We start from the raw sequence: 20,964 nt of genomic DNA, 5'->3' as shown, positions 1-20,964 counted from the left end.
ATGGGGGCGGGGTCAGAAGCCCAGGCGGGTCAGGTGCTTGGGGTCGCGCTGCCAGTTGGGCGCGACCTTCACGCGCAGCGAGAGGTAGACGCGCGATCCCACGAGAGGTTCGATGCCGGCTCTGGCGCGCGTTCCCACCTCCTGCAGGCGTGCGCCGCCCTTGCCGATGATGATGCCCTTCTGACTGTCGCGCTCCACCCAGACGTTCGCGTAGACCTCCACGAGCTCCTGGTCGTCGCGTTCCACGATGTCGTCGATCGTCACCGCGAGCGAATGCGGAAGCTCATCCGACACGCCCTCGAGCGCCGCCTCGCGAATGAGCTCCGCGATCCGGTGCTCGAGCGACTCGTCGGTGCGCGCGTCCTCCGGATACAGCGGCGGAGACTCCGGTAGCAGACCGATCAGCTCACGCATCAAGGTGTCGAGTTGGATGCGGCTCTGCGCCGAGACGGGGATGATCGCCTCCCATTCGCGCAGGCGGCTCACCTCGAGCAGCTGTTCCGCAACCCGCGGGCGCGGCACCGCGTCGATCTTCGTGACGATCGCGACCTTCTTCGCGCGAGGGAAGCGTTCCAGCTGCTCGTCGATGAAGCGGTCGCCGGGGCCGATCTTCTCATCGGCGGGCACGCAGAATCCGATGACGTCCACATCGCCCAGGATCGACGTGACCACCGCGTTGAGACGCTCGCCGAGAAGCGTGCGCGGCCGGTGGATCCCCGGGGTGTCGACGATCACGAGCTGACCGGATTCGGTGTGCACGATCCCGCGGATCGCGTTGCGCGTGGTCTGCGGCTTCGACGACGTGATCGCGACCTTCTCGCCGACGAGCGCGTTGGTGAGCGTCGACTTGCCGACGTTCGGGCGCCCGACGAAGGTCACGAAACCCGCGCGGAACCCTGCACTCGGCATCGACTCCTCGCTCATGACTCCCCCTCCGCGCGCGCGAGCGCCTCCTCGACTTCGGCGAGCGCTTGGTCACGCTCGACCACCACTGTCGACAGTCGCTTGCGGCGCCCCTCGGTACGCTCGGCGGTCAGGATGAGCCCCGACACCGTCACCACCGCACCGGGACCGGGCAAGCGCCCAAGCGCCTTGGTGAGCAGGCCGCCCACCGAGTCGACGTCGTCGTCTTCCAGCTCGATTCCGAACAGATCACCGAGCTCGTCGGTCGGCAGACGCGCGCTCACGCGATACACGCCCTCGCCGATCGCCTGCACTTCCTGCACATCGCGGTCGTATTCGTCGGAGATGTCGCCCACGAGCTCCTCGATGAGGTCTTCGAGGGTGACGAGACCCGCGATTCCGCCGTACTCGTCGACGACCATCACAAGGTGGGCGCGGTCGCGCTGCATGAGGCGAAGGGTGTCGTCGGCCTTCTTCGACTCCGGGACGAACGTCGCCGGCCGCGCGAGATCCCGAGCGACGATCGAGGCGACGTCGAGCGGCTGCTCGTGACTGATCCGCGCGACATCGCGCAGGTAGAGCACCCCGACGACCTCGTCGGCATCCTTGCCGACCACCGGGATCCGCGAGACGCCGGTGCGGAAGAACTGCCCGAGAGCGGCGCCCACGCTCTCGTCCTGCTCGATCGTGATCATGTCGGTTCGAGGGATCATGATCTCGCGCACGAGCGTGTCGCCCCACTCGAAGATCGAGTGGATCAGCTCGCGGTCCGATTCCCCGAGCACCTCCAGCTCGGCCGCTTCGTCGACCATCGACAGCAGCTGCTCCTCGCTCGAGAAGGAGGCCGACGACTTCGGGCGACCCGGCGTGACGCGATTGCCGAGAGCCACGAGGCCGTCCGCCACGGGCCCGAGGATCACCCGCACCGCGCGGATCAGCACCGCCGAGAACGCAATGATCCCCTTGGCGTGCGCGCGCCCCACGGAGCGGGGGCTGGAGCCGACGAGCACGAACGAGATGCCGGTCACCACGAAGAAGCTCGCGAGAAGCCCCCACCACCAGTCCTCGAAGAGTTCGACGAAGCTCAACGTCACGAGCACCGCGGCGATCGATTCCGACATGACGCGGACGAAGTTCACCGCGTTGACGTGCGCGCCGATATCGGACGAGATCGCCACGAGCGACCGCTTCGCGCGGCTGTGCCCGGCGAGCTCGACGAGGTCCGTGCGCGAGAGTACCGAGAGGGCCGCATCGACCGCCGCGAGCAGCCCGCCCACCGCCACGGCGAGCGCCGCCACCGCGACGAAGAGTGTGATCATCGGCTGCGGCGCTGGCTGTGCGCGTACCCGACGAGGATGTCGCGCTGCAGGCCGAACATCTCCTTCTCCTCGTCGGGCTCGGCGTGGTCGAATCCGAGCAGGTGCAGGATGCCGTGCGCGGTCAGCAGCTGCAGCTCATCTTGCGTCGAGTGGCCGGCGGTCTTCGCCTGCTCGATCGCGACCTGCGGGCACAGCACGATGTCGCCGAGCAACCCGGCCGGGGTGAGCTCCTCTTCGCTTCCGGGGCGCAGCTCGTCCATCGGGAAGCTCAGCACGTCGGTGGGGCCGGGCTCATCCATCCACTGCACGTGCAACTGCTCCATGGCGGCCTCGTCGACAAGCACGATCGCCAGGTCGGCGTCCGGGTGCACATGGAGGAAGTCGAGGGCGAAGGCGGACAGCCGCACGAGCGCCTCTTCGTCGACGGCGATGCCCGACTCGTTGTTGATCTCGATCGACATCGCTATCTCTTCCCCATGCCCCGGCGCCGCTCGGCGCGGTTCGCGAATTCGGCGGCCTCGCGGCGCTCGTGCGCCCGCGCCTGCTTCTCGGCGTCGAACTTCGTGTAGGCGTCGACGATCCGCCCGACGAGCGAGTGGCGCACGACATCGTCGCTCGTGAGCCGCGCGAAGTGAATGTCGTCGATGCCGTCGAGCACGCGCGTGACGAGCTGCAGGCCCGACGCCGCCGTGGGCAGGTCGATCTGCGTGATGTCGCCGGTCACGACCATCTTGGTACCGAATCCGAGCCGGGTGAGGAACATCTTCATCTGCTCGGGCGTGGTGTTCTGCGCCTCATCGAGAACCACGAAAGCGTTGTTGAGCGTGCGGCCGCGCATGTAGGCGAGCGGCGCGACCTCGACGGTGCCCGCCGCGAGGAGCTTCGGCACGAGCTCCGGATCCATCATCTCGTTGAGCGCGTCGTACAGCGGCCGCAGGTACGGGTCGATCTTGTCGGTGAGGGTTCCCGGCAGGAATCCGAGCCGCTCCCCCGCCTCGATCGCAGGGCGGCTGAGGATGATGCGGTCGACCTCTTTGCGCTGAAGCGCCTGCACGGCCTTCGCCATGGCGAGGTAGGTCTTTCCAGTACCGGCGGGGCCGATCCCGAAGGTGATCGTGTTCTCGTCGATCGCGTCGACGTAGGCCTTCTGCCCGAGTGTCTTGGGGCGGATCGCCTTGCCGCGCGCCGTGAGGATCGCCTGGCTGAGTACCTCGGTGGGCGCACCGCCGCTATCGAGGATGCGGCGCGAGGTCGTGACCTCGCCGGGCGAGAGGTCGACCCCCTGACGGACGAGCTCGACGAGCTCGGACACCAGACGACGGGCGGCCTCGACCTGGTCGGCGGGCCCGTCGAGGTTCACCTGGTTGCCGCGCACGAGAACCTGCACGCGCGGGTACTGGTGCTCGAGCGTGGTGAGGAGGCGGTCCTGCGGGCCGAGCAGACGCACCATGGCGACGCCGTCGACCTCGAGTTCCGCGTGAGCGAACTCCTGAGAGCCGGTGGTGAGCTCAGCCAAGGGAGCCTTCCGTCAGTCCGCCGCCGAGCACGTGCGCGTGCACGTGGAATACCGTCTGCCCGGCACCGACACCGCTGTTGAACACGAGGCGGTAGTCGCCGTCGGCGTGCTCGCCCGCGAGCTGCTTCGCGACGGCGACGACGTGCGCGAGCAGGGCCGGGTCGGCATCGGCGAGCGACGCGACATCCGGATACGCGGCCGTCTTGGGCACGACCAGCAGGTGCACGGGTGCCTTGGGCGCGATGTCGCGGAACGCGATCACCCGGTCGTCTTCGAAGACGATGTCCGCGGGGATCTCGCGCGCGATGATCCGCTCGAAGATCGTGGGGGCATCCGTCATTGCTTCATTCTACGGAAACCGGCTCGCCGCCCGCTCGGGCGAGAAGCCGCCGCGGTCACAGGAGAGAGGCGAGCCAGACGAGTACCACCGCGATGAGCGCCAGGTTGACCACCACGATGAGGGAGACCGTCGCAAGAGGTGCCGATGGATCCGCCATCAGGCGCCGTCCGTTCCGAACGATGTTCACGCACGCCAGCGCGGCCACGACGACGAACCAGAGCGGCGACAGGACGACGGCGATCACCAGACTCAACAGCGCGACCGAGATCGCCACCGGCGCGGTGTAGATGCGGGAGATCATCGAAGCCCTCCGAAGATATGTCGTTCTCATCGCGAGGCTTCGGGAACCGATGAGGTCCTCGACCATATCAGGTGGCGTTCCACAGGGCCCGGTAGAAGCGGATGTGATCCGCATCGGGCGCGATCCCGTACGCGGCGAAGAACTCCGGCTCCCATCCGGGGCCGTAGTTCCAGTCGAGGCTCACGCTCGCCACCGCGAGATCGGCCCAGCGGTCCGCGCTTCCGACCGCCGCGACGTCGACATGACCGACCCAGCGCCCATCGGCGCCGATGATCGTGTTCGGTGCGCAGGCATCGCCGTGACAGACGACGAGCAGATCGATCTCGGGCGTGGTGCCGAGGTCGGGCACGTCCTTTCCGCGCATCCGTGATTCCACGCCCCAGTCGTACGGGCACGTCGAGACCGGGAGGCCCTCGTGCATGGCGCGCAGCCCCTCGCCGATCGCGCGTACTGCGGTGCGCGGCTCGGCGAGCCAACGCTCGTGCACGGCGCCCTCGCCGGGCAGGGCGCGGGTGACGAGCAGCTCGCCGTCCTGGGCCGCCACGTAATCCAGCACCTCGGGCACCGGGTGGAGCGGCGCCATCCACGCGAGGCGCTCCCGCTCGGCGGCCAGAGACTCCCCCGTGCCCGCCGGATTCCACTTGAGGTAGCGCCCGTCGGCGCGGAAGGTGAGCCCGCCCGCCTGGTTCTGCCACACGGCAATCGCGTCCGGTGCACGCACGCGCACGACATCCGGTATCTCGACCGGACCCCGGGGAGCCGAGGCGAGGGGCATCACCATCGGCCGAGACGGGCGTTCAGCACCGCGAGCGCCGCGGGCCCCGCGGTCGAGGTGCGCAGCACCTCTGACCCGAGCCGAGCGAGCACCGCTCCTGCCTCGGCGAAGCGTTCAAGCTCACGGGGCGCGATCCCGCCCTCGGGGCCGACGATCAGCGTGACGCGCTCCGCGTCGCCGAGCTCCACCGAGCTGAGGGGCGTCGCTGCGCTCGGCTCCAGCACCACGAGCAGCCCGCCGAGTGCCGCGAGCTCACCCGTCGATGCCAACCCCGACACCTGGGGCACCCGGGCACGGATCGCCTGCTTGCTCGCCTCGCGCACGATCGAGCGCCAACGCTCCTCACCCCGGGCGACCTTCGCACCTTGCCAGCGCGACACCGAGCGTTCGGCCGCCCACGGAATCACGCCCGCGACGCCGAGCTCGGTGGCGGCCTGCACCGCGAGCTCATCACGGTCGCCCTTCGCGAGCGCCTGCGCGAGCCACAGCTCGGGAAGTGCCGCCGCTTCTCGGACGACCTCCTCCACCGCGAGTGCGAGCGCGGCGGGCGACGCATCCGTCACCACGCCCCGCGCGATCGTGCCCCGTCCGTCGCCGAACGCGAGCCGCTCGCCCGCCTGTACGCGGGCAACCTGGACCGCATGGCGCGCCTCGTCTCCCGTGATCTCGATGACCGCCCCGACCTCGACGCCCGCGAGATCCGGATGCAGGTAGAGGCTCGCCACGGGCTCAGCCGAGGAAGCGGTCGCGGAGCTTCGCGAAGAGCCCCTGCTGGAACTTCGAGAACTGCGGCTTCGCTGCGGGTCGCTTGGAAGCGAACTGGCGGATCAGATCGAGCTCGCCCGAGTTCAGGCGCACGGGCGTTTGCACGTGGATGCCGACACGCAGATCGCCGCGACCCCCGCCGCGCAGGCGGCTGACGCCGCGGTCCTTCACTGTGACGATGTCGGCGGACTGCGCGCCGGGCTTGATCTCGATCTCGACCGGTCCGTCGAGCGAGTCGAGGGTCACCGTCGACCCGAGAATCGCGTCGGTCATCTGCACCTCGAGCGTCGCGAGCAGGTCGTCGCCCGACCGGCTGAAGACGTCGTGGTGGCGCACCTTGACCTCGAGGTACAGGTCGCCATTGGGGCCGCCCGCGGGGCCCGCCTCGCCCTCGCCGGGAAGGTGCAGCCGCATGCCCGTGTCGACACCCGCCGGGACGTCGACCGCGACCGTCCGCTTCGCGCGTACCCGGCCCTGTGCGGCGCACGTCGGGCACGGGTTCGGGATGATGGTGCCGTAGCCGCGGCAGGTGCCGCAGGGGCTCGAGGTGACCACGTTGCCGAGCAGAGAGCGCACCTGGCGCTGGATCTGCCCCGTCCCGCGGCAGATGTCGCACGTCGTCTCGCTCGTGCCGGGAGCGCAGCAGGATCCCTGGCAGGTCTCGCAGAGCACCGCGGTGTCGATCTCGATCTCGTGCTTGGTGCCGAAGATCACCTCGTCGAGGTCGATCTCGACGCGGAGCAGGGCATCCTGGCCGCGCTCGGTGCGGGACCGCGGGCGACCGCGACCTCCCTGCGCCGCTCCGAAGAAGCTGTCGAAGATGTCGCCGAAGCCGAAGGTGCCCCCCGCCCCACCGAACGGGTTCGAGCCGCCGAGGTCATAGCGTTCCCGCTGCTCCGGATCGCTCAGCACGTCGTAGGCGTGCGTCACGAGCTTGAAGCGCTCGGCCGCATCCTCGCTCGGGTTCACGTCCGGGTGGAGCTCGCGCGCGAGTCGCCGGTAAGCCTTCTTGATCTCCTCGGGGGTCGCGGTGCGCTCCACCCCGAGGACGTCGTAATGATCGGTCAACGTTCCTCTATCTGATCTCGTCTTCGCCCAGCAGGCGCGAGAGGTAGCGCGCGACGGCGCGTACCGCAGCCATGTTGGTCGAGTAGTCCATGCGTGTGGGCCCGAGAACCCCGAGCCGCGCAAGCGCACCACCGGGGGCCGCGTATCCGCTCGCGACGACGCTCGCCTCGCCGAGCCCGTAGTCCGCGTTCTCGGCGCCGATGCGTGCCGCGACATCCGCCTCGTCGAGGTCCATCTCCCCGAACAGGCGAAGCACCGTCACCTGCTCCTCGATCGCCTCGAGCACGGGGTAGATCGAGCCGCGGAAATCGCGCTCGGTGCGTGCGAGGTTCGCCGCCCCGGAGATGACCAACCGGTCGTGTCGCGTGGCCGCGACCTGAGCCAGCAGGCTCGCGACGATCGGCATCGCGGCGTCCCGATCTCCCGGCTCGAGCGCGTCACCGATGGTGCCGAGCAGCGCCGCGGCATCGGAAAGCGGTTTGCTGTCGAGCACCGCGTTGATCCGCTCGCGCAACCGCCCGAGTTGATCCACGTCTCCGCCGGCGGTGCTCTCGACGGTTCCCTGATCGACCCGACCGGTGTCGGTGATGAGCACAACCATCACCCGGGAGGGGCCGAGCGCGACGAGCTCGACGTGCCGGATCCGCGCGGTGCCGAACGAGGGGTACTGCGCGAGCGCCACCTGGCTCGTGAGCTGCGACAGCAGCCGGACCGTACGGCCGAGCACCTCGTCGAGGTCGCCGGTCTCGCCGAGGAACGACTCGATGGCGTTGCGCTGCGCGGTGCTCAGTGGACGGACCTCGGTGAGCTGGTCGACGAAGACGCGGTAGCCCTTGTCGGTCGGGACGCGACCCGAGGAGGTGTGCGGGGCGGCGATGAGGCCGTCTTCCTCGAGCTGCGCCATGTCATTGCGGATGGTGGCCGACGAGACGCCGAAGGAGTGACGCTCGACGATCGACTTCGACCCGACCGGCTCGCTCGTGGAGACGTAGTCCTGCACGATCACGCGAAGAACCTTGAGGCTGCGCTCGGACGTCATGTGCACCACCTTTCCGCACGAGAATCGGATCGGGCCCCGGACACGCTCTGGCACTCCGAGTACGAGACTGCCAATACTACCGCGAGGTCGTCGCTCATATCCGTTGCACGCACGGAACCCCGGACGCTACCGTGTGGGTGCTCCACCCCGGCTCTCCCCCCGGAGAGCGCCACGTAGAGAAAGGTTCCCGCATGACCGATCCCGCGCAGCCCGCCCCCCAGCCGGCCGCTCCGCTGACCGAGGCCGAAGACAAGCAGTGGGCGTCGTTCGCCCACCTCGGCGGCATCCTGAGCTTCCTGCCGGCACTCATCATCTGGCTCATCTTCAAGGATCGAGGACCGAAGACGAACGTCGAGGGCAAGGAGGCCCTCAACTTCCAGATCACGCTCGTGATCGCTCAGGTCGCGAACTTCATCCTGGGGCTCATCCTGTCGATCGTGACCTTCGGCCTGTGGGGCATCATCCAGACGCTCATCTGGCTGGCCCTCTGGGCAGTGGGGATCATCTTCTCGATCGTCGCGTTCACGAAGGTCAACGCGGGCGGAAGCTACCGCTACCCCTTCGCGATCCGCCTGATCAAGTAGCAAAATCTGCGGTGCGCCGGGTGCTCTCACCCGGCGCACTTGCTTTAATGGGCCCATGACTGCCACACCTCCGCCGCCTCCGCCCGCCGCGTCGCCCGCTGCGCAGGAGATGAGCCCTGCCGACCAGCGACTCTGGTCCACGCTGACCCACGTCGGCGGCATCCTGTTCAGCTGGCTCGCCCCGCTGATCGCCTACCTCGTCCTCAAGGACCGCGGAGCGTTCGTACGCGCCCACACCGCGACGGCGCTCAACTTCCAGTTGACGCTGCTGATCGCCTACGTCGTGGGCTTCATCCTGACCTTCGTGGTGATCGGTTTCGTCGTGTGGTTCGCCGCGTGGGTGCTCGCGATCATCTTCGGCATCATGGCCGCGATCGCCGCCAACAAGGGCGAGTTCTACACCTACCCGCTGTCGATCAAATTCGTCAGCTGAGATCGATGGTCACGGCAAAAGCCGTCTGACCACCGCATCCGCCAATAGCCGGCCGCGTCGTGTGAGCACGAGGCGGCCGGCTATCGCGTTCCTGCCCTCGATGAGGCCGTCGGCAATGAGCCCCGCGACCGCCTCACGACCGAACGTGTCGAGCGCGTCAACCGGAAGACCGTCGATGATCCGGATGCGCAGCAGCACGTCTTCGACCCGGCGGGTCTCGGCGTCGAGCGTCTCGCGCCCTGCAGCCGGCGACACCCCCTCGGCGAGCCTCGCCGCGTACGCGGCCGGGTGCTTCACGTTCCACCAGCGGACACCGCCGACGTGGCTGTGCGCCCCGGGGCCGACGCCCCACCAGTCCTGGCCGGTCCAGTAGGCCAGGTTGTGGCGCGATCGGCGGCTGTCGTCCCGCGCCCAGTTGCTGACCTCGTACCAGTCGAACCCCGCGGCGGAGAGCAGCTCGTCGGCCAGCTCGTATTGATCCGCCTGCACCTCGTCGTCGGGCTCGGCGACCTCACCACGAGCGATCTGCCGCGCGAGCTTCGTTCCCGGCTCGACGATCAGGGCATAAGCCGACAGGTGGTCGGGTTCCTGTGCGAGGGCGAGCTCGAGGGAGCGATGCCAGTCGTCGAGACTCTCCCCGGGGGTGCCGTAGATGAGGTCGAGACTGACCTGGAGCCCAGCCGACCGGGCCCACCGCACGACATCCGGGATGCGGGCCGGATCGTGGGTGCGCTCCAGGGTCCGCAACACGTGCGGCACCGCCGACTGCATCCCAAAGCTCACTCGCGTGAATCCTGCCTCCGCGAGTTCCGCGAGCCCCGCCTCGGTCACCGAGTCCGGGTTGGCCTCCGTCGTGACCTCTGCGCCGGGCGCGAGACCCCAGGTGTCGCGGACCGCGCTGAGCATCCGCGCCAGATCGGAGGTGGGCAGCAGCGTGGGCGTGCCTCCCCCCACGAACACCGTGGAGACAAGGCGCGCAGCGGCACCGGAGTCGCGCAGCACACGAGCGGCGAGGTCGATCTCGGCGATCGCTTCGTCGGCGTAGTCGCTCTGCCGAACTCCGCGGATCTCGGAGGCCGTGTAGGTGTTGAAGTCGCAGTACCCACACCGAACGCGGCAGAACGGCACGTGCAGGTACACCCCTAGGTCGCGCGTGGCGGATCCCTCGGCGGCGGATGCCGGAAGCGCCCCGTCCGCGGGCGCGGGATCGGCGATGGGGAGTGCGCTCGGCATCCGCCCATTCTCCCCCGCGGTCTCCATTGCGCGCGTTCATACCCGCTGCCCAACAGCATTCACGCGAAACCGGCATTTGTTGCAGATGGAGTACTTGATCAGATACAGTACTCGACATGGTTCAAGACTCCGATGCGTTCGCGGCCGATCTGCTGCGCGGACACACCGACACGATCGTGCTCGGCGTGCTGCGGCGCGGCGAGAGCTACGGCTTCGAGATCTACAAGACGATCCGCGACGCGACCGGAGGCGCCCACGAGATCAAGGAGGCGACGCTCTACGCCGCCTACCGCCGACTCGAGAAGGACGGCCTCGTCGAGTCGTTCTGGGGCGACGAGACCCAGGGCGGCCGCCGCAAGTACTACCGCATCACGGATGCCGGCCGCGCCGTCTACCAGCGCAACGTCGCCGCGTGGATCGCCACCCGCGACACCATCGACTCGCTCCTCATCGAAAGGCACTGACCATGACCACGATCCACCGCCTGCTCGACGAGGCGTTCACCGGCGTCGACCCGACCCCCGACGTTCTCGACCTGAAGGACGAGATCCGAGCCAACCTCGAGGCGCGCGTCGCCGAGCTGGAGTCGAGTGGCACCGACTCGGACGCCGCGGCACGTCGGGCGATCGAGGAACTCGGTGATGTGCGCGCGCTGGTCGCCGAACTGCCGGCGGCTTCGCCGTGGAACGCGCACCGGGTGCGGCCTCGGCCGGCCTTCGTCGTGCGCACCGTGGTGCTGAGCGTCGTCGCGGCGGCGGCGCTCGCGGTGCTCGTGACGGACGGCGTCGGCCTGCTCGCGCTGCCGACGCTCGCGGCGGCGCTCGCGGTCACGGCCGTCGCGCTGTCTCTCGGTGTCGTGGTCGGCGACGCGCTGCGACAGGAGACTTCCACGAACTACCCTATGTCGCCCCGACGCGCCTCCGGCTACGGCGTCGCGACGGCGGCGGTGCTCGCCGCACTCGGCACCGGGTGGCTGGTGTTGCGCGGTCTCGAGTTCCCCTGGCTCATCCTGGTGGGGGCACTGTTCCTCGGCGGCGTGGCACTCTTCGCCGGACTCGGCGCAAGCCAGACCAACCGGCATAAGGCGTGGGCGCTGCAGCAGAGCGAGCACTACGCCGAGCAGGGCGACCGCTTCACCCAGGATCCCGCCGCGGCCGCGCGCTTCGGCATCTACACGCTCGTCATCATGGTGGTCGCGGTGGTCGCGTTCATCGTGCTGACCATCGCCCTCGGCTGGGCGTGGTCGTGGCTCGCCCTCGTCGCCGGCTTCCTCGTGATGATGATCGTGCTCGCCCGGATGCTGTTTCCGCCCACACGCTGACGCATCCGCTCGTTCCTCGTCTCCTTCCCCACCGCACACCTCAGGACGGTTCACCATGCCCATTTCTCCCCATGCCATCGAGGCCGAGGCGCTCGTCAAGCGCTACCGCACCGGCCACCGCACCCCGCCCGTCGAGGCCCTCCGCGGACTCAGCTTCGCGGTCGCCACCGGATCGGTGTTCGGACTGCTCGGCCCGAACGGTGCCGGAAAGTCGACCACCACCAAGATCCTGACGACCCTCGCGCTGCCCACCTCGGGCGCCGCGCGCGTGGCGGGTGCCGACGTCGTGCGCGAGGCCGCGGCGGTGCGCACCCGCATCGGCTACGTGTCGCAGGGCACTAGCACCGACCCCCTGCTCACCGTCCGCGAGAACCTCGCGCTGGCGGCGCGGCTGCGCGGCGTCGGGCGAGCGGATGCCATAAGCCGAGCCCTGCGGCTGATCGAGGAGTTCGCGCTGACAGAGCACCGCGAACGCCTCGCGGGAAAGCTGTCCGGCGGCACCCGGCGGCGCCTCGACGTCGCGGCGGCCCTCGTGCACGCGCCGAGGGTGCTGTTCCTCGACGAACCCACCACCGGCCTCGACCCCGAATCGCGCGCCGCGATGTGGGGCGAGATCCGGCGCCTCGCCGGGCAGGAGTCGCTCACAGTCGTGCTCACCACCCACTATCTCGAGGAGGCCGACCGACTCGCCGATCGCGTCATGATCGTCGACCACGGCGCGATGGTCGTCGAAGGCACCCCGCAGGCGCTCAAGGCCGACCTTGCCGGCGACGGTGTGCGGGTGGAGCTCTTCGAACCGGATGCCGACCGCGTGCGTCGCGCCGCCGCGTCCCTGCCGCTGCTGCGCGACGTCGTCGTCGAGGTGTCCGGGCCCACCGGCTCGCTGATCGCCCGCGCCGCCGACGGCTCGGCGGCTCTCGGTCCGCTACTCCAGGCGCTCGACGCGGCGGGCATCGCGTTCGGTGCCGCATCCGTCTCGGGCCCGACGCTCGACGACGTCTACCTGCATCACGTGGGCCACAGCTTCGGCGAGGTCCGCCCGAGCGAAGGAGCCGCAGCATGACCGCACTCGCCCCCGCATCCCCCCGCCTCGTCCGCGCCTCCTGGGCATCTCAGACGGGGCAGGTGTTCCGCCGCTGGATCATCGGCACCTGGCGACAGGTGTGGGGTCCCGCGATGTCGTTGCTGCAGCCGGTGATCTGGATCGTGCTGTTCGGCCAGGTCTACAGCGCCCTCGGCGCACTGCCGGTGTTCGGCGACGGCGGCTACATCGGCTACCTGGTGCCCGGCATCCTGATGATGACCGTGCTCTACTCGGGCGCGTGGGCCGGCACCGGCTACATCGACGACATCGGTTCGGGCGTCATGGACCAGCTGCTGAGCGCTCCGCTGTCACGCAGCGCGATCGTCACGGGCCAGCTGCTGCAGCAGCTCGTGATCAACGTGCTGCAGTCGGCGGTGGTGCTCGGAATCGGCGCGCTGGCCGGCGCGAGCTACCCCGGCGGCGTGGGCGGCATCCTGCTCGCGCTCGTCGCCGCCTCCCTGCTCGCGACCGTGTTCTGCTGCGCATCGAGCGCGGTCGCGCTGATCACCCGCAATCAGGTGGCGCTCATCGGGCTGTCGCAGCTGATCGTGCTTCCGGCGACGTTCCTCTCGACCACGATGATGCCCGCGACCCTGCTGCCCGAGTGGGTGCAGGCGGTCGCGCGGTGGAACCCCATGACGTGGGCCGTCGAGCTCGGCCGCGCCGGACTCGACGGCACGCTGTTCGACGACTCGGCGGATGCGGGACGCCTGCTGCTCGAGGGCGCGGGGCTGGTACTGCTCGCCGCACTCGCCTTCGCATGGACGGTGCGATCGATCCGCGCCTACCAGCGCTCTCTCTGAGTCAGGCGCCGGGCAATGGTCCGGTGAGTTCGTGCAGGTACCGGCGCACGAGGAACGCCTGCACGAGACGCAGAGCGGGCAGAACAGCCAGCCAGTATCCGTTCGCAGGGCGGGAGAAGATCCGCACGGTGAACCACACCGAGTCGTCCTCCCCCCGCTCGACGAGGAACAGCTCCTCGCCCGAGAGCGGATGTCCGGGAAGGGTGCCGAAGGCGGCACCGCGGCGCGCGGGCTCGTCGACCACATACACGACCCGCACCGGCATCGGCCTCGGCCAGAACCACGGTTTCAGGAACCCCGTGTCGCCAGGGCGGACCAGCGCATCACCCTCTGGGGTGTAGAGCACTTCGCCGTCACTCCCGATCGCGGCGGGCTGGACGGGATTCCCGGCCTCATCGAACGAAACGGGCACGTAGGTCTCAGCCGTGGCCTCCGCGGGAGCAGACACGGGAACGACCTCCAGGCCCGCGCCGCGCTGGATGCCCCAGCTGAGAACCCGCATCCACGCGTACTCCCACCGCTCGGGCCCGTGGCCGACGCGGATGCGCTTTTCGAGCGCGCGAAACCCACGCGGCGGGTACGCGAGCAGGTCATCGGCCTGCGTCGCGCCGACTGCGCCGTAGTCCACGGGCGCGCGCCACAACTCGTCGGGAGAGACGGGGGTCACCGTCCTATTCTCCCAGAATCACGAGAGTCGGGCGTCGGACCCCGGTTCGCGGGCGTCTCCGTCGCCCCGCAGCTCCCACGGAAGCTCGGCCGCATCGAGCTCGACGGGCTCGTCGGGTGGAGCGTCGAAGGGGCCCCGCGACGGCTGCATCCCGTAGCCGAGACGGGCGATCCCGTCGACCTGCGAGGTCCCCTCGCCCACCATCCGTCGCCGCATGCCGCGCATCCCCTGGAGGGGATTCTCGCCCGCGGTCGCAAGCCCCACCGCCGCACGTGCGTACCAGCGCTGGAAGTACGGCTGCATGATCCGGATGCCGGGCCAGAGGAGCAACCAGCGGCCGCCCGAGATCCGCGAGACGGTGCGCACGACGAGCCAGACCATGCCCTCGGCGTCCCGCTCCGCGAGAAAGCACTCCTCGCCCGTGATCGGGTGGCCGGTGCGCGTGCCGTACCCGAAGCCTCGCAGGTCCGGCTCCTCGGCGATCCAGACGATCCGCACCGGTTCGAGGAGGCGCAACCACCCGATGCCGAACCGGGTGTCGTAGTCACGCCCGAGCGCCACCCGGGCGTCGTCGGGGTCGACGCGGAACCGCACCGCCTTCTTGATCGCCCAGCCGGAGACCGCATCGACGGCACGACGCCAGATCTCGTCGCTCGAGCCGAGCGGGACACGCTGGGTACGCACCCGCATGCCTTCCGGCGCCTCAGACCCCGGTCGCGCGATACCGATGGGTCCATAGTTGAGCCCCTCGGACACGACGTCGGTCATGCGTCGATCATGACAGGGCCCACGGGACCTCTGGCACATGCGGCGCCGCACCACGGCGGGTACGCCTGAACCATGACCTCAGGTTCGACGACCGGGTTCCACGCGCCGCGGTGGATGCGGGTGACGCTGCTCGCGATCACCTGGTTCAACCTCGTGTCGGCCGCGGGCGGGTCGATCGCCGTCGCCACCGGGTCGCTCGAATCGCTCGGGTTGTCGCGATCGCTCTTGGAAGGCTCGATCTTCCCGGACTACCTCTGGCCGGGCGTGATCCTCGGGGTCGTCGTGGGCGGCACCCAGCTGCTGCCGATCCTGGCCATCCGTGCACGGCTGGATGTCGCGTGGGGACTCTTCGCCACCGCGGGCTTCGGCATGATGATCTGGATCTTCGTCGAGACGGGCGTGATCCGCGGGCTCTCGGCCCTGCAGTTCATCTACTTCGGCACGGGCCTCGCCCAGTGCGTGCTCGTGATGCTCGTGCTCGGGATCTGGCCGAGGCCGCTGCTGCGGCGCGAGGGTCGGGGTTGAGCTGCTTCACCGCGCAGCCAACCCATCCCGCCGGCATCAATCTTCCGAAGAACGCCCCGCTTCATCATTGTCTCGAAGCTCCCACGGCAATTCGGCGGGGTCGAGCGCCGCGGCCTCGGGCGGCGGATCGTCGAAGGGACCCCGCCGCGGCCCGATGACGCCGTAGCCCAGGGGGTGGGCGTACCTCATCGCCGACATCGCGCGCCGCGACGCGGGATCGTCGCCTGCGAAGATCCGCCGGATGCGACGCGTGAGCGAGCTCTTCTCCGGGTCATACAGGTCCGAGATTTCACCCCCGTCATCTGTCATCGCAGGGATCCCGTCGCAGGCGCATCCGGGCCTCGCGATTCCCAGGGCAGATCGGCACCGTCGAGTTCGACCGCCGCCTGCGGCAGACCATCGACCGGAGCACCCACGACCCTACTTCTTGTCCTTCTTCGCCTCGACGTCGCCCGAGAGCGCGGCGATGAACGCCTCCTGAGGGACCTCGACGCGACCGACCATCTTCATCCGCTTCTTGCCCTCCTTCTGCTTCTCGAGCAGCTTGCGCTTGCGGGTGATGTCGCCGCCGTAGCACTTGGCGAGAACGTCCTTGCGCATCGCGCGGATGTTCTCGCGCGCGATGATACGGGCGCCGATCGCCGCCTGGATGGGCACCTCGAACTGCTGGCGCGGGATCAGCTCGCGCAGGCGCGTCGCCATCATCGTTCCGTAGGCGTAGGCCTTGTCCTTGTGGACGATCGCACTGAACGCGTCGACCGTCTCACCCTGCAGCAGGATGTCGACCTTCACGAGATCACCCGGGGCCTCACCTGCGGGCTCGTAGTCGAGCGAGGCGTAGCCCTGCGTCTTCGACTTCAGCTGATCGAAGAAGTCGAACACGATCTCGCCGAGCGGCAGTGTGTACTTCAGCTCGACGCGATCCTCGCCGAGATAATCCATCGACTTCATAGTGCCGCGCCGCGACTGGCAGAGCTCCATGATGGCTCCTACGTAGTCCTTCGGCGCGAGGATCGAGGCCGAGACGATCGGCTCGAGCACCTCGACGATCTTCGCTCCCGACGGGTACTCCGACGGGTTCGTCACCGTGACCGTCTTCTTGTCTTCCGTCGTCACCTCGTAGGGCACGCTCGGTGCAGTCGTGATGAGGTCGAGGTCGAACTCGCGGCGCAGACGCTCGGTGATGATCTCGAGGTGCAGGAGTCCGAGGAACCCGCACCGGAAGCCAAAGCCGAGCGCGACCGAGGTCTCCGGCTCGTACTGGAGGGCCGCATCCGAGAGCTTCAGCTTGTCGAGCGCCTCGCGCAGGTCGGGGTAGTCGCTGCCGTCGATCGGGTAGATGCCCGAGAAGACCATCGGAAGGGGGTCGGTGTAGCCGGGGAGCGCATCCGTCGCAGGCTTCGCGGCGCTCGTGACGGTGTCGCCGACCTTCGACTGGCGCACGTCCTTCACGCCCGTGATCAGGTAGCCGACCTCCCCGACACCGAGTCCCTTCGAGGGCGACGGCTCCGGCGAGCTCACACCGATCTCGAGGATCTCGTGGGTCGCGCGCGTCGACATCATCTGGATGCGCTCGCGCGGGTTGAGCTGCCCGTCGACCATGCGCACATAGGTGACGACCCCGCGGTAGGAGTCGTAGACGGAGTCGAAGATCATGGCTCGGGCGGGTGCGTCCTTGACACCCACCGGAGCCGGGATGCGGTCGACGACACGGTCGAGCAGATCCTCGACGCCCATGCCGGTCTTGCCGGAGACCCGCAGCACGTCGTCGGGGTCACCGCCGATCAGCTGGGCGAGCTCGCGTGCGTACTTGTCGGGGTCGGCCGCGGGCAGGTCGATCTTGTTGAGTACCGGGATGATCTCGAGATCGTTCTCGAGCGCGAGGTACAGGTTCGCGAGCGTCTGCGCCTCGATGCCCTGCGCGGCATCCACGAGCAGGATCGCGCCCTCGCACGCGGCGAGCGAACGGCTCACCTCGTAGGTGAAGTCGACGTGCCCGGGGGTGTCGATCATGTTGAGCGCGAAGGTGTCTCCGCCCACCTGCCACGGCATCCGCACGGCCTGGCTCTTGATGGTGATGCCGCGCTCGCGCTCGATGTCCATGCGGTCGAGGTACTGGGCGCGCATGTCGCGGTCCGATACGACGCCCGTGATCTGCAGCATGCGGTCGGCGAGGGTCGACTTGCCGTGATCGATGTGCGCGATGATGCAGAAGTTCCGGATGCGCGCGGGGTCGGTCGCAGCAGGCGGCAGGGGCTTCACGGCGCGGGGTGACATATCCGGACGATTCTCCCATGCGCGGGCCGCCGGGGTGCACACGCGCCGAGGGCCCTCCGTAGGATCGCGGGGTGGCGATCCCCGACTTCATCCTCGAACTGCGCGCATCGATCGGCACGGCGCCTCTGTGGCTGAGCGGCACAACCGCCGTCGTGGTCGACGGCGACCGGGTGCTGCTCATCAGGCGCTCGGACACGGGCGAGTGGGCACCGATCACGGGGATCATCGACCCGGGCGAGGAGCCCGCGGTCGCGGCAGCCCGAGAGGCCGCCGAGGAAGCGGGGGTGCGGATCGAGGTGGAGCGACTCGCGTCGATCGCGGTGACCGATCCGGTCGTCTACGCGAACGGGGATCGGGCGCAGTATCTCGACATCGCGTTCCGCTGCCGCTACCTCGAAGGCGAGCCGCGGCCGGTCGACGGTGAGGCGCTCGAGGTCGCGTGGTTCCCCGTCGACGCGCTGCCGCCGATGCGCGAGGAGTTCCTCGGGCGGATCGCGCACGCACTCGAGCCCGCCGGCCCGGCCGTGTTCCGGCGCGAGCAGACGGGCTCGTGAGGGAGGGCGGATAAGCCGCCTGAGCCCTCAGAACCCGTGGAAGAAGCCCGGTCCGAAGCCGTCCCATCCGACGTGCATGCCCCAGAACGCGAACGGGGCGGCGAACAGGATGCCCAGGATGGCGATGAGGACCCAGCCGAAGACGCTGACGAAACCGAGGACGATGCCCCAGGTCGACATGGTTCGCGACTGCGGCTCACGGGACCGGGCGAGGAATCCAAGCACGATGCCGACGACACCCGCAACGGCGATGCCGGTGGGGATCGAGGCGATGCCGAGCACGAGGCTCGCGATGCTGAGCCCGCCGGGGCCCGTGGTGGGTGCGGCAGGCTTCGCCGGGGCGGCGTAGGGGTTCGTCGGGGTGTCGGGGAGCTCGGCGTCGGCGGTCGACGTGGCGCCGTCGGCGGCGGGAGCGGTGGTGTTGTCGGTCATGGTGTCTATGGTCGTGAGCGGGCGGCATGCGCAACATCCGGCCAACCCCCGACCGGGGCGCGGTTCGCCTCCCTGATGGACCGGGTGACGCCCCGCCCGCGTTGCTCGACGACCGCCCTACCTGGTAACGTTGACCCTTGGTTTGCGCGTGAATTCCTCCACGCGAGTCGCCGGAAGCGCCCCTCTACCGTTCCCCGGCAGATCCCTTCCGAACGAAACGAAAGACATTCATGGCGAACATCAAGTCGCAGATCAAGCGCATCGGTACCAACAAGAAGGCCCAGGAGCGCAACAAGGCTGTCAAGAGCGAGCTCAAGACCGCCGTCCGCTCCGCTCGCGAGGCAGTCGCCTCGGGCGACAAGGCGAAGGCCGAGGCGTCGCTCGCCGTGGCCACGAAGAAGCTCGACAAGGCCGTGAGCAAGGGCGTGATCCACAAGAACCAGGCCGCGAACCGCAAGTCGGCCATCGCGAAGCAGGTTTCCGCGCTCTGATCGCATCAGACATCGAACGGGCCTCGCACCTCCGGGTGCGGGGCCCGTTTCTTGTCTGGGCGGGATGAGGTGCGGCTTCGCTGGGTCAGGCCGTGACCTGCGTGCGCATCCACCACGCCTTCGCGGAAGCGGGCATCCACCGCACAGGCCAGACGAGTAGCGAGAGCGAGAACGCGAGAATCCACCAGCCAGCGAACAGCGTCCACGGCTCGGGAGCGAACGCGGGACCGCCGACGGCGGTGGTGATCGGCTGCCCGCGGGTGATCGAGATGATGAGGAGCGCGATGCCGACGAGCACTCCGGCGATCGTCCACTCACCGTTGCGCAACCATGCGCGTCTCCATCGGGGAATGAGTCGCACCGGCAAGCCGAGCACGGCGACGACGACCCCGGTGAGGATGAACAGGAGCACCGCGGTGACGGCCGCAATGGCCGTCTGGGCCGCGAGAAGACCCGCCATCGCGAACACGTTGAAGACGGCGACGACGTCGAGCGGGTGGTAACCGAAGGCGAACACCACGACCACGCTCAGCATGCCCATGACGGTGGCGGTCACGATGCCCTGACCGACGAACATTGCCCAGGGCACCCACCGGGCGCGACGCTCCATGTCAGACTCCAGATCCGCGAGAGGCGATGACGCCGACCATGCGCTCCAGCGCGTAGACCGGATCGCGGCCCGCACCCTTCACCTGAGCATCCGCGGTGGCGAGCGCTTCGATCGCCCGGGCGAGGCCTTCGTCGGTCCAGCCCTGGAGGTCGCGGCGCGCGCGGTCCACCTGCCAGCTCTGCAGGCCGAACCGCTTGGCGAGGTCGTTGGACGACCCTCGCGCTCCCGCGAGCTTCGCCATGGTGCGCACCTTCATCGCGAACGCGGCGACCATGGGGACCGGATCCGACCCGGACGCGAGCGCGTGGCGCATGAGACCGAGCGATTCGCCGAGCCTGCCCGCGATCGCCGCGTCCGCAACCGCGAAGGCAGTGACCTCGGCTCGCCCCTCGTAGTAGCGGTCGACGACGGCCTCGGTGATGTCGCCGTCGGTGTCGGAGACGAGCTGGCGGCAGGCCGCTGCGAGCTCGGCGAGGTCGTCGGAGAACGCTGAGACGAGCGCGCGCACGGCGCCGGGGGTGGCCTTCCGACCGGCGGCACGGAATTCGGCAGCGGCGAAGTCGACCTTGTCGCTCTCGCGCTTGAGCTCGGCGCACACGACCTCGACGCCGGATCCGAGGCCGCCACGGATGGCGTCGAGCAGCTTCTTGCCCCGCACTCCCCCGCCGTGTCGCAGGACGAGCACGGTGTCGTCCGCAGGCTCCGCGAGGTAGGCAAGGGTCTCTTCGAGGAACGCGTCCGTGCACTTCTCGACCTGGTCCACGCGGATGAGGCGGGGCTCTGCGAAGAGCGACGGGCTCGCGAGGGTGAGGAGCTCGCCGGGCGCGTACTGGCCTGCGTCGATATCGGAGACCTCGAGGCTCGGGTCGGCGGAACGCATCTGCTCGCGGATCGACCGGATGGCGCGCTCAGCGAGAAGGCTCTCGGGACCCGAGACGAGCACCACGGGTGCGGGGGTGACGCTGTGCCACGCGGGCTGCGGGATCGCCGGCTTCTTCGCTGCTCCCCCGCTCCTGGCCGCCATGCGTCCAGCCTAGTGAGGGCGTCGGACGCCGACGCTCCCTGGTCACCTGCGGCAGGAGCCCGCGAGGACCAGACCCGTGGCGGCTGACCCGCCTCGCCCGGGGAGACGAGCACGAGACCGTCGAGGTCGGTG

26 protein-coding genes are annotated in these 20,964 nt (G+C 69.1%); 9 read left to right on the top strand and 17 right to left on the bottom strand.

Going from position 1 to position 20,964, the window contains the following annotated elements; all coding sequences use genetic code 11:
* Nucleotides 1-12 precede the first annotated feature (12 nt).
* The 10 genes from era to hrcA form a co-directional block, all read right to left on the bottom strand.
* Nucleotides 13-924 carry a GTPase Era gene (gene era / locus FVQ89_RS09940; RefSeq protein ID WP_255513546.1) on the bottom strand — a complete coding sequence of 304 codons (912 nt, stop codon included), beginning with the start codon at nucleotides 922-924 and terminating at the stop codon, nucleotides 13-15.
* Nucleotides 921-2,222 carry a hemolysin family protein gene (locus FVQ89_RS09935; RefSeq protein WP_147901799.1) on the bottom strand — a complete coding sequence of 434 codons (1,302 nt, stop codon included), beginning with the start codon at nucleotides 2,220-2,222 and terminating at the stop codon, nucleotides 921-923. The genes era and FVQ89_RS09935 overlap by 4 nt, the downstream gene beginning before the upstream one ends.
* Nucleotides 2,219-2,683 (bottom strand): rRNA maturation RNase YbeY, encoded by a 465-nt coding sequence (gene ybeY, locus FVQ89_RS09930; protein ID WP_147901798.1) that lies wholly within the window; start codon nucleotides 2,681-2,683, stop codon nucleotides 2,219-2,221. Before ybeY ends, FVQ89_RS09935 begins: the two co-directional genes overlap by 4 nt.
* Nucleotides 2,684-2,685: 2 nt before the next feature.
* On the bottom strand, nucleotides 2,686-3,672 hold the full coding sequence (locus FVQ89_RS09925; RefSeq protein WP_147902415.1) for a PhoH family protein: 987 nt from the start codon (nucleotides 3,670-3,672) through the stop codon (nucleotides 2,686-2,688).
* Between the two features lie 58 nt (nucleotides 3,673-3,730).
* Entirely contained in the window at nucleotides 3,731-4,078 is a 348-nt protein-coding gene (locus FVQ89_RS09920; RefSeq protein ID WP_147901797.1) for a histidine triad nucleotide-binding protein, read from the bottom strand.
* Nucleotides 4,079-4,133: 55 nt separating this feature from the next.
* On the bottom strand, nucleotides 4,134-4,379 hold the full coding sequence (locus tag FVQ89_RS09915) for a hypothetical protein (protein ID WP_147901796.1): 246 nt from the start codon (nucleotides 4,377-4,379) through the stop codon (nucleotides 4,134-4,136).
* 67 nt (nucleotides 4,380-4,446) lie between these two features.
* A complete protein-coding gene (locus FVQ89_RS09910; protein WP_255513545.1) occupies nucleotides 4,447-5,160 on the bottom strand; it encodes an aminoglycoside 3'-phosphotransferase in 714 nt (237 codons plus the stop codon).
* On the bottom strand, nucleotides 5,154-5,879 hold the full coding sequence (locus FVQ89_RS09905; protein ID WP_147901795.1) for a 16S rRNA (uracil(1498)-N(3))-methyltransferase: 726 nt from the start codon (nucleotides 5,877-5,879) through the stop codon (nucleotides 5,154-5,156). Before FVQ89_RS09905 ends, FVQ89_RS09910 begins: the two co-directional genes overlap by 7 nt.
* A 4-nt stretch (nucleotides 5,880-5,883) precedes the next feature.
* On the bottom strand, nucleotides 5,884-6,987 hold the full coding sequence (dnaJ, locus tag FVQ89_RS09900; RefSeq protein ID WP_147901794.1) for a molecular chaperone DnaJ: 1,104 nt from the start codon (nucleotides 6,985-6,987) through the stop codon (nucleotides 5,884-5,886).
* A gap of 7 nt (nucleotides 6,988-6,994) precedes the next feature.
* Entirely contained in the window at nucleotides 6,995-8,026 is a 1,032-nt protein-coding gene (hrcA, locus tag FVQ89_RS09895; RefSeq protein WP_147901793.1) for a heat-inducible transcriptional repressor HrcA, read from the bottom strand.
* Nucleotides 8,027-8,217: 191 nt separating this feature from the next.
* On the opposite strand from hrcA, the gene FVQ89_RS09890 reads away from it, so the two are divergent.
* Together FVQ89_RS09890 and FVQ89_RS09885 are read left to right on the top strand one after the other, a co-directional pair.
* Nucleotides 8,218-8,610, top strand: coding sequence for a DUF4870 domain-containing protein (locus FVQ89_RS09890; RefSeq protein ID WP_147901792.1), 393 nt, complete (start codon nucleotides 8,218-8,220; stop codon nucleotides 8,608-8,610).
* A 55-nt stretch (nucleotides 8,611-8,665) separates the two neighbouring features.
* Entirely contained in the window at nucleotides 8,666-9,043 is a 378-nt protein-coding gene (locus tag FVQ89_RS09885; RefSeq protein ID WP_147901791.1) for a DUF4870 domain-containing protein, read from the top strand.
* Between the two features lie 9 nt (nucleotides 9,044-9,052).
* Here FVQ89_RS09885 and hemW read toward each other — a convergent pair whose 3' ends face one another.
* Nucleotides 9,053-10,276, bottom strand: a complete 1,224-nt coding sequence (hemW, locus tag FVQ89_RS09880; protein ID WP_147901790.1) for a radical SAM family heme chaperone HemW — start codon at nucleotides 10,274-10,276, stop codon at nucleotides 9,053-9,055.
* A gap of 116 nt (nucleotides 10,277-10,392) precedes the next feature.
* Here hemW and FVQ89_RS09875 point away from each other — a divergent pair, with 116 nt between their 5' ends.
* The 4 genes from FVQ89_RS09875 to FVQ89_RS09860 are packed head-to-tail and all read left to right on the top strand — an operon-like array spanning nucleotide 10,393 to nucleotide 13,484.
* Nucleotides 10,393-10,740, top strand: a complete 348-nt coding sequence (locus FVQ89_RS09875) for a PadR family transcriptional regulator (RefSeq protein ID WP_147901789.1) — start codon at nucleotides 10,393-10,395, stop codon at nucleotides 10,738-10,740.
* A 2-nt stretch (nucleotides 10,741-10,742) separates the two neighbouring features.
* Nucleotides 10,743-11,597: a permease prefix domain 1-containing protein gene (locus tag FVQ89_RS09870; RefSeq protein WP_147901788.1), complete on the top strand. Its 855-nt coding sequence runs from the start codon at nucleotides 10,743-10,745 to the stop codon at nucleotides 11,595-11,597.
* Between the two features lie 55 nt (nucleotides 11,598-11,652).
* A complete protein-coding gene (locus FVQ89_RS09865) occupies nucleotides 11,653-12,660 on the top strand; it encodes an ABC transporter ATP-binding protein (protein ID WP_147901787.1) in 1,008 nt (335 codons plus the stop codon).
* Nucleotides 12,657-13,484: an ABC transporter permease gene (locus tag FVQ89_RS09860; protein WP_147901786.1), complete on the top strand. Its 828-nt coding sequence runs from the start codon at nucleotides 12,657-12,659 to the stop codon at nucleotides 13,482-13,484. Before FVQ89_RS09865 ends, FVQ89_RS09860 begins: the two co-directional genes overlap by 4 nt.
* A 1-nt stretch (nucleotide 13,485) precedes the next feature.
* On the opposite strand, the gene FVQ89_RS09855 is transcribed toward FVQ89_RS09860, so the two are convergent.
* Nucleotides 13,486-14,151: a DUF1990 family protein gene (locus FVQ89_RS09855; protein ID WP_255513544.1), complete on the bottom strand. Its 666-nt coding sequence runs from the start codon at nucleotides 14,149-14,151 to the stop codon at nucleotides 13,486-13,488.
* Between the two features lie 18 nt (nucleotides 14,152-14,169).
* Nucleotides 14,170-14,919 (bottom strand): DUF1990 family protein, encoded by a 750-nt coding sequence (locus tag FVQ89_RS09850; RefSeq protein ID WP_187264992.1) that lies wholly within the window; start codon nucleotides 14,917-14,919, stop codon nucleotides 14,170-14,172.
* A 72-nt stretch (nucleotides 14,920-14,991) separates the two neighbouring features.
* On the opposite strand from FVQ89_RS09850, the gene FVQ89_RS09845 reads away from it, so the two are divergent.
* Complete coding sequence (locus FVQ89_RS09845) at nucleotides 14,992-15,444, top strand: hypothetical protein (RefSeq protein WP_255513543.1); 453 nt, start codon at nucleotides 14,992-14,994, stop codon at nucleotides 15,442-15,444.
* A gap of 420 nt (nucleotides 15,445-15,864) precedes the next feature.
* Here FVQ89_RS09845 and lepA read toward each other — a convergent pair whose 3' ends face one another.
* Nucleotides 15,865-17,721 carry a translation elongation factor 4 gene (gene lepA, locus FVQ89_RS09840; protein WP_147901784.1) on the bottom strand — a complete coding sequence of 619 codons (1,857 nt, stop codon included), beginning with the start codon at nucleotides 17,719-17,721 and terminating at the stop codon, nucleotides 15,865-15,867.
* Nucleotides 17,722-17,792: 71 nt separating this feature from the next.
* On the opposite strand from lepA, the gene FVQ89_RS09835 reads away from it, so the two are divergent.
* On the top strand, nucleotides 17,793-18,275 hold the full coding sequence (locus tag FVQ89_RS09835; protein WP_147901783.1) for an NUDIX domain-containing protein: 483 nt from the start codon (nucleotides 17,793-17,795) through the stop codon (nucleotides 18,273-18,275).
* Nucleotides 18,276-18,302: 27 nt separating this feature from the next.
* Here FVQ89_RS09835 and FVQ89_RS09830 read toward each other — a convergent pair whose 3' ends face one another.
* Nucleotides 18,303-18,707, bottom strand: coding sequence for a DUF4190 domain-containing protein (locus tag FVQ89_RS09830; protein WP_147901782.1), 405 nt, complete (start codon nucleotides 18,705-18,707; stop codon nucleotides 18,303-18,305).
* Between the two features lie 230 nt (nucleotides 18,708-18,937).
* On the opposite strand from FVQ89_RS09830, the gene rpsT reads away from it, so the two are divergent.
* Nucleotides 18,938-19,198, top strand: coding sequence for a 30S ribosomal protein S20 (gene rpsT / locus FVQ89_RS09825; RefSeq protein ID WP_147901781.1), 261 nt, complete (start codon nucleotides 18,938-18,940; stop codon nucleotides 19,196-19,198).
* A gap of 85 nt (nucleotides 19,199-19,283) precedes the next feature.
* On the opposite strand, the gene FVQ89_RS09820 is transcribed toward rpsT, so the two are convergent.
* Both FVQ89_RS09820 and holA read right to left on the bottom strand, forming a co-directional pair.
* Nucleotides 19,284-19,808: a hypothetical protein gene (locus FVQ89_RS09820; RefSeq protein WP_147901780.1), complete on the bottom strand. Its 525-nt coding sequence runs from the start codon at nucleotides 19,806-19,808 to the stop codon at nucleotides 19,284-19,286.
* A 1-nt stretch (nucleotide 19,809) separates the two neighbouring features.
* Nucleotides 19,810-20,832 (bottom strand): DNA polymerase III subunit delta, encoded by a 1,023-nt coding sequence (gene holA / locus FVQ89_RS09815; protein ID WP_147901779.1) that lies wholly within the window; start codon nucleotides 20,830-20,832, stop codon nucleotides 19,810-19,812.
* Nucleotides 20,833-20,964: the final 132 nt, after the last annotated feature.

It is taken from the genome of Homoserinibacter sp. GY 40078, from assembly GCF_008017545.1.
Taxonomy (GTDB): Bacteria; Actinomycetota; Actinomycetes; order Actinomycetales; family Microbacteriaceae; genus Homoserinibacter.
This window is presented reverse-complemented; position numbering and strand designations above follow the sequence as displayed.

Bases quoted from the DNA above. Each gene is read 5' to 3' on its own strand.
- era (WP_255513546.1), bottom strand. From the start codon at position 924: ATGAGCGAGGAGTCGATGCCGAGTGCAGGGTTCCGCGCGGGTTTCGTG.
- FVQ89_RS09915 (WP_147901796.1), bottom strand. From the start codon at position 4,379: ATGATCTCCCGCATCTACACCGCGCCGGTGGCGATCTCGGTCGCGCTG.
- FVQ89_RS09860 (WP_147901786.1), top strand. From the start codon at position 12,657: ATGACCGCACTCGCCCCCGCATCCCCCCGCCTCGTCCGCGCCTCCTGG.
- FVQ89_RS09875 (WP_147901789.1), top strand. From the start codon at position 10,393: ATGGTTCAAGACTCCGATGCGTTCGCGGCCGATCTGCTGCGCGGACAC.
- FVQ89_RS09865 (WP_147901787.1), top strand. From the start codon at position 11,653: ATGCCCATTTCTCCCCATGCCATCGAGGCCGAGGCGCTCGTCAAGCGC.
- FVQ89_RS09870 (WP_147901788.1), top strand. From the start codon at position 10,743: ATGACCACGATCCACCGCCTGCTCGACGAGGCGTTCACCGGCGTCGAC.
- FVQ89_RS09830 (WP_147901782.1), bottom strand. From the start codon at position 18,707: ATGACCGACAACACCACCGCTCCCGCCGCCGACGGCGCCACGTCGACC.
- holA (WP_147901779.1), bottom strand. From the start codon at position 20,832: ATGGCGGCCAGGAGCGGGGGAGCAGCGAAGAAGCCGGCGATCCCGCAG.
- rpsT (WP_147901781.1), top strand. From the start codon at position 18,938: ATGGCGAACATCAAGTCGCAGATCAAGCGCATCGGTACCAACAAGAAG.
- ybeY (WP_147901798.1), bottom strand. From the start codon at position 2,683: ATGTCGATCGAGATCAACAACGAGTCGGGCATCGCCGTCGACGAAGAG.
- hemW (WP_147901790.1), bottom strand. From the start codon at position 10,276: ATGCCGAGCGCACTCCCCATCGCCGATCCCGCGCCCGCGGACGGGGCG.
- FVQ89_RS09925 (WP_147902415.1), bottom strand. From the start codon at position 3,672: ATGGTGCGTCTGCTCGGCCCGCAGGACCGCCTCCTCACCACGCTCGAG.
- FVQ89_RS09910 (WP_255513545.1), bottom strand. From the start codon at position 5,160: ATGGTGATGCCCCTCGCCTCGGCTCCCCGGGGTCCGGTCGAGATACCG.
- lepA (WP_147901784.1), bottom strand. From the start codon at position 17,721: ATGTCACCCCGCGCCGTGAAGCCCCTGCCGCCTGCTGCGACCGACCCC.
- FVQ89_RS09920 (WP_147901797.1), bottom strand. From the start codon at position 4,078: ATGACGGATGCCCCCACGATCTTCGAGCGGATCATCGCGCGCGAGATC.
- FVQ89_RS09890 (WP_147901792.1), top strand. From the start codon at position 8,218: ATGACCGATCCCGCGCAGCCCGCCCCCCAGCCGGCCGCTCCGCTGACC.
- hrcA (WP_147901793.1), bottom strand. From the start codon at position 8,026: ATGACGTCCGAGCGCAGCCTCAAGGTTCTTCGCGTGATCGTGCAGGAC.
- FVQ89_RS09820 (WP_147901780.1), bottom strand. From the start codon at position 19,808: ATGGAGCGTCGCGCCCGGTGGGTGCCCTGGGCAATGTTCGTCGGTCAG.
- FVQ89_RS09845 (WP_255513543.1), top strand. From the start codon at position 14,992: ATGACCTCAGGTTCGACGACCGGGTTCCACGCGCCGCGGTGGATGCGG.
- FVQ89_RS09935 (WP_147901799.1), bottom strand. From the start codon at position 2,222: ATGATCACACTCTTCGTCGCGGTGGCGGCGCTCGCCGTGGCGGTGGGC.
- FVQ89_RS09850 (WP_187264992.1), bottom strand. From the start codon at position 14,919: ATGACCGACGTCGTGTCCGAGGGGCTCAACTATGGACCCATCGGTATC.
- FVQ89_RS09885 (WP_147901791.1), top strand. From the start codon at position 8,666: ATGACTGCCACACCTCCGCCGCCTCCGCCCGCCGCGTCGCCCGCTGCG.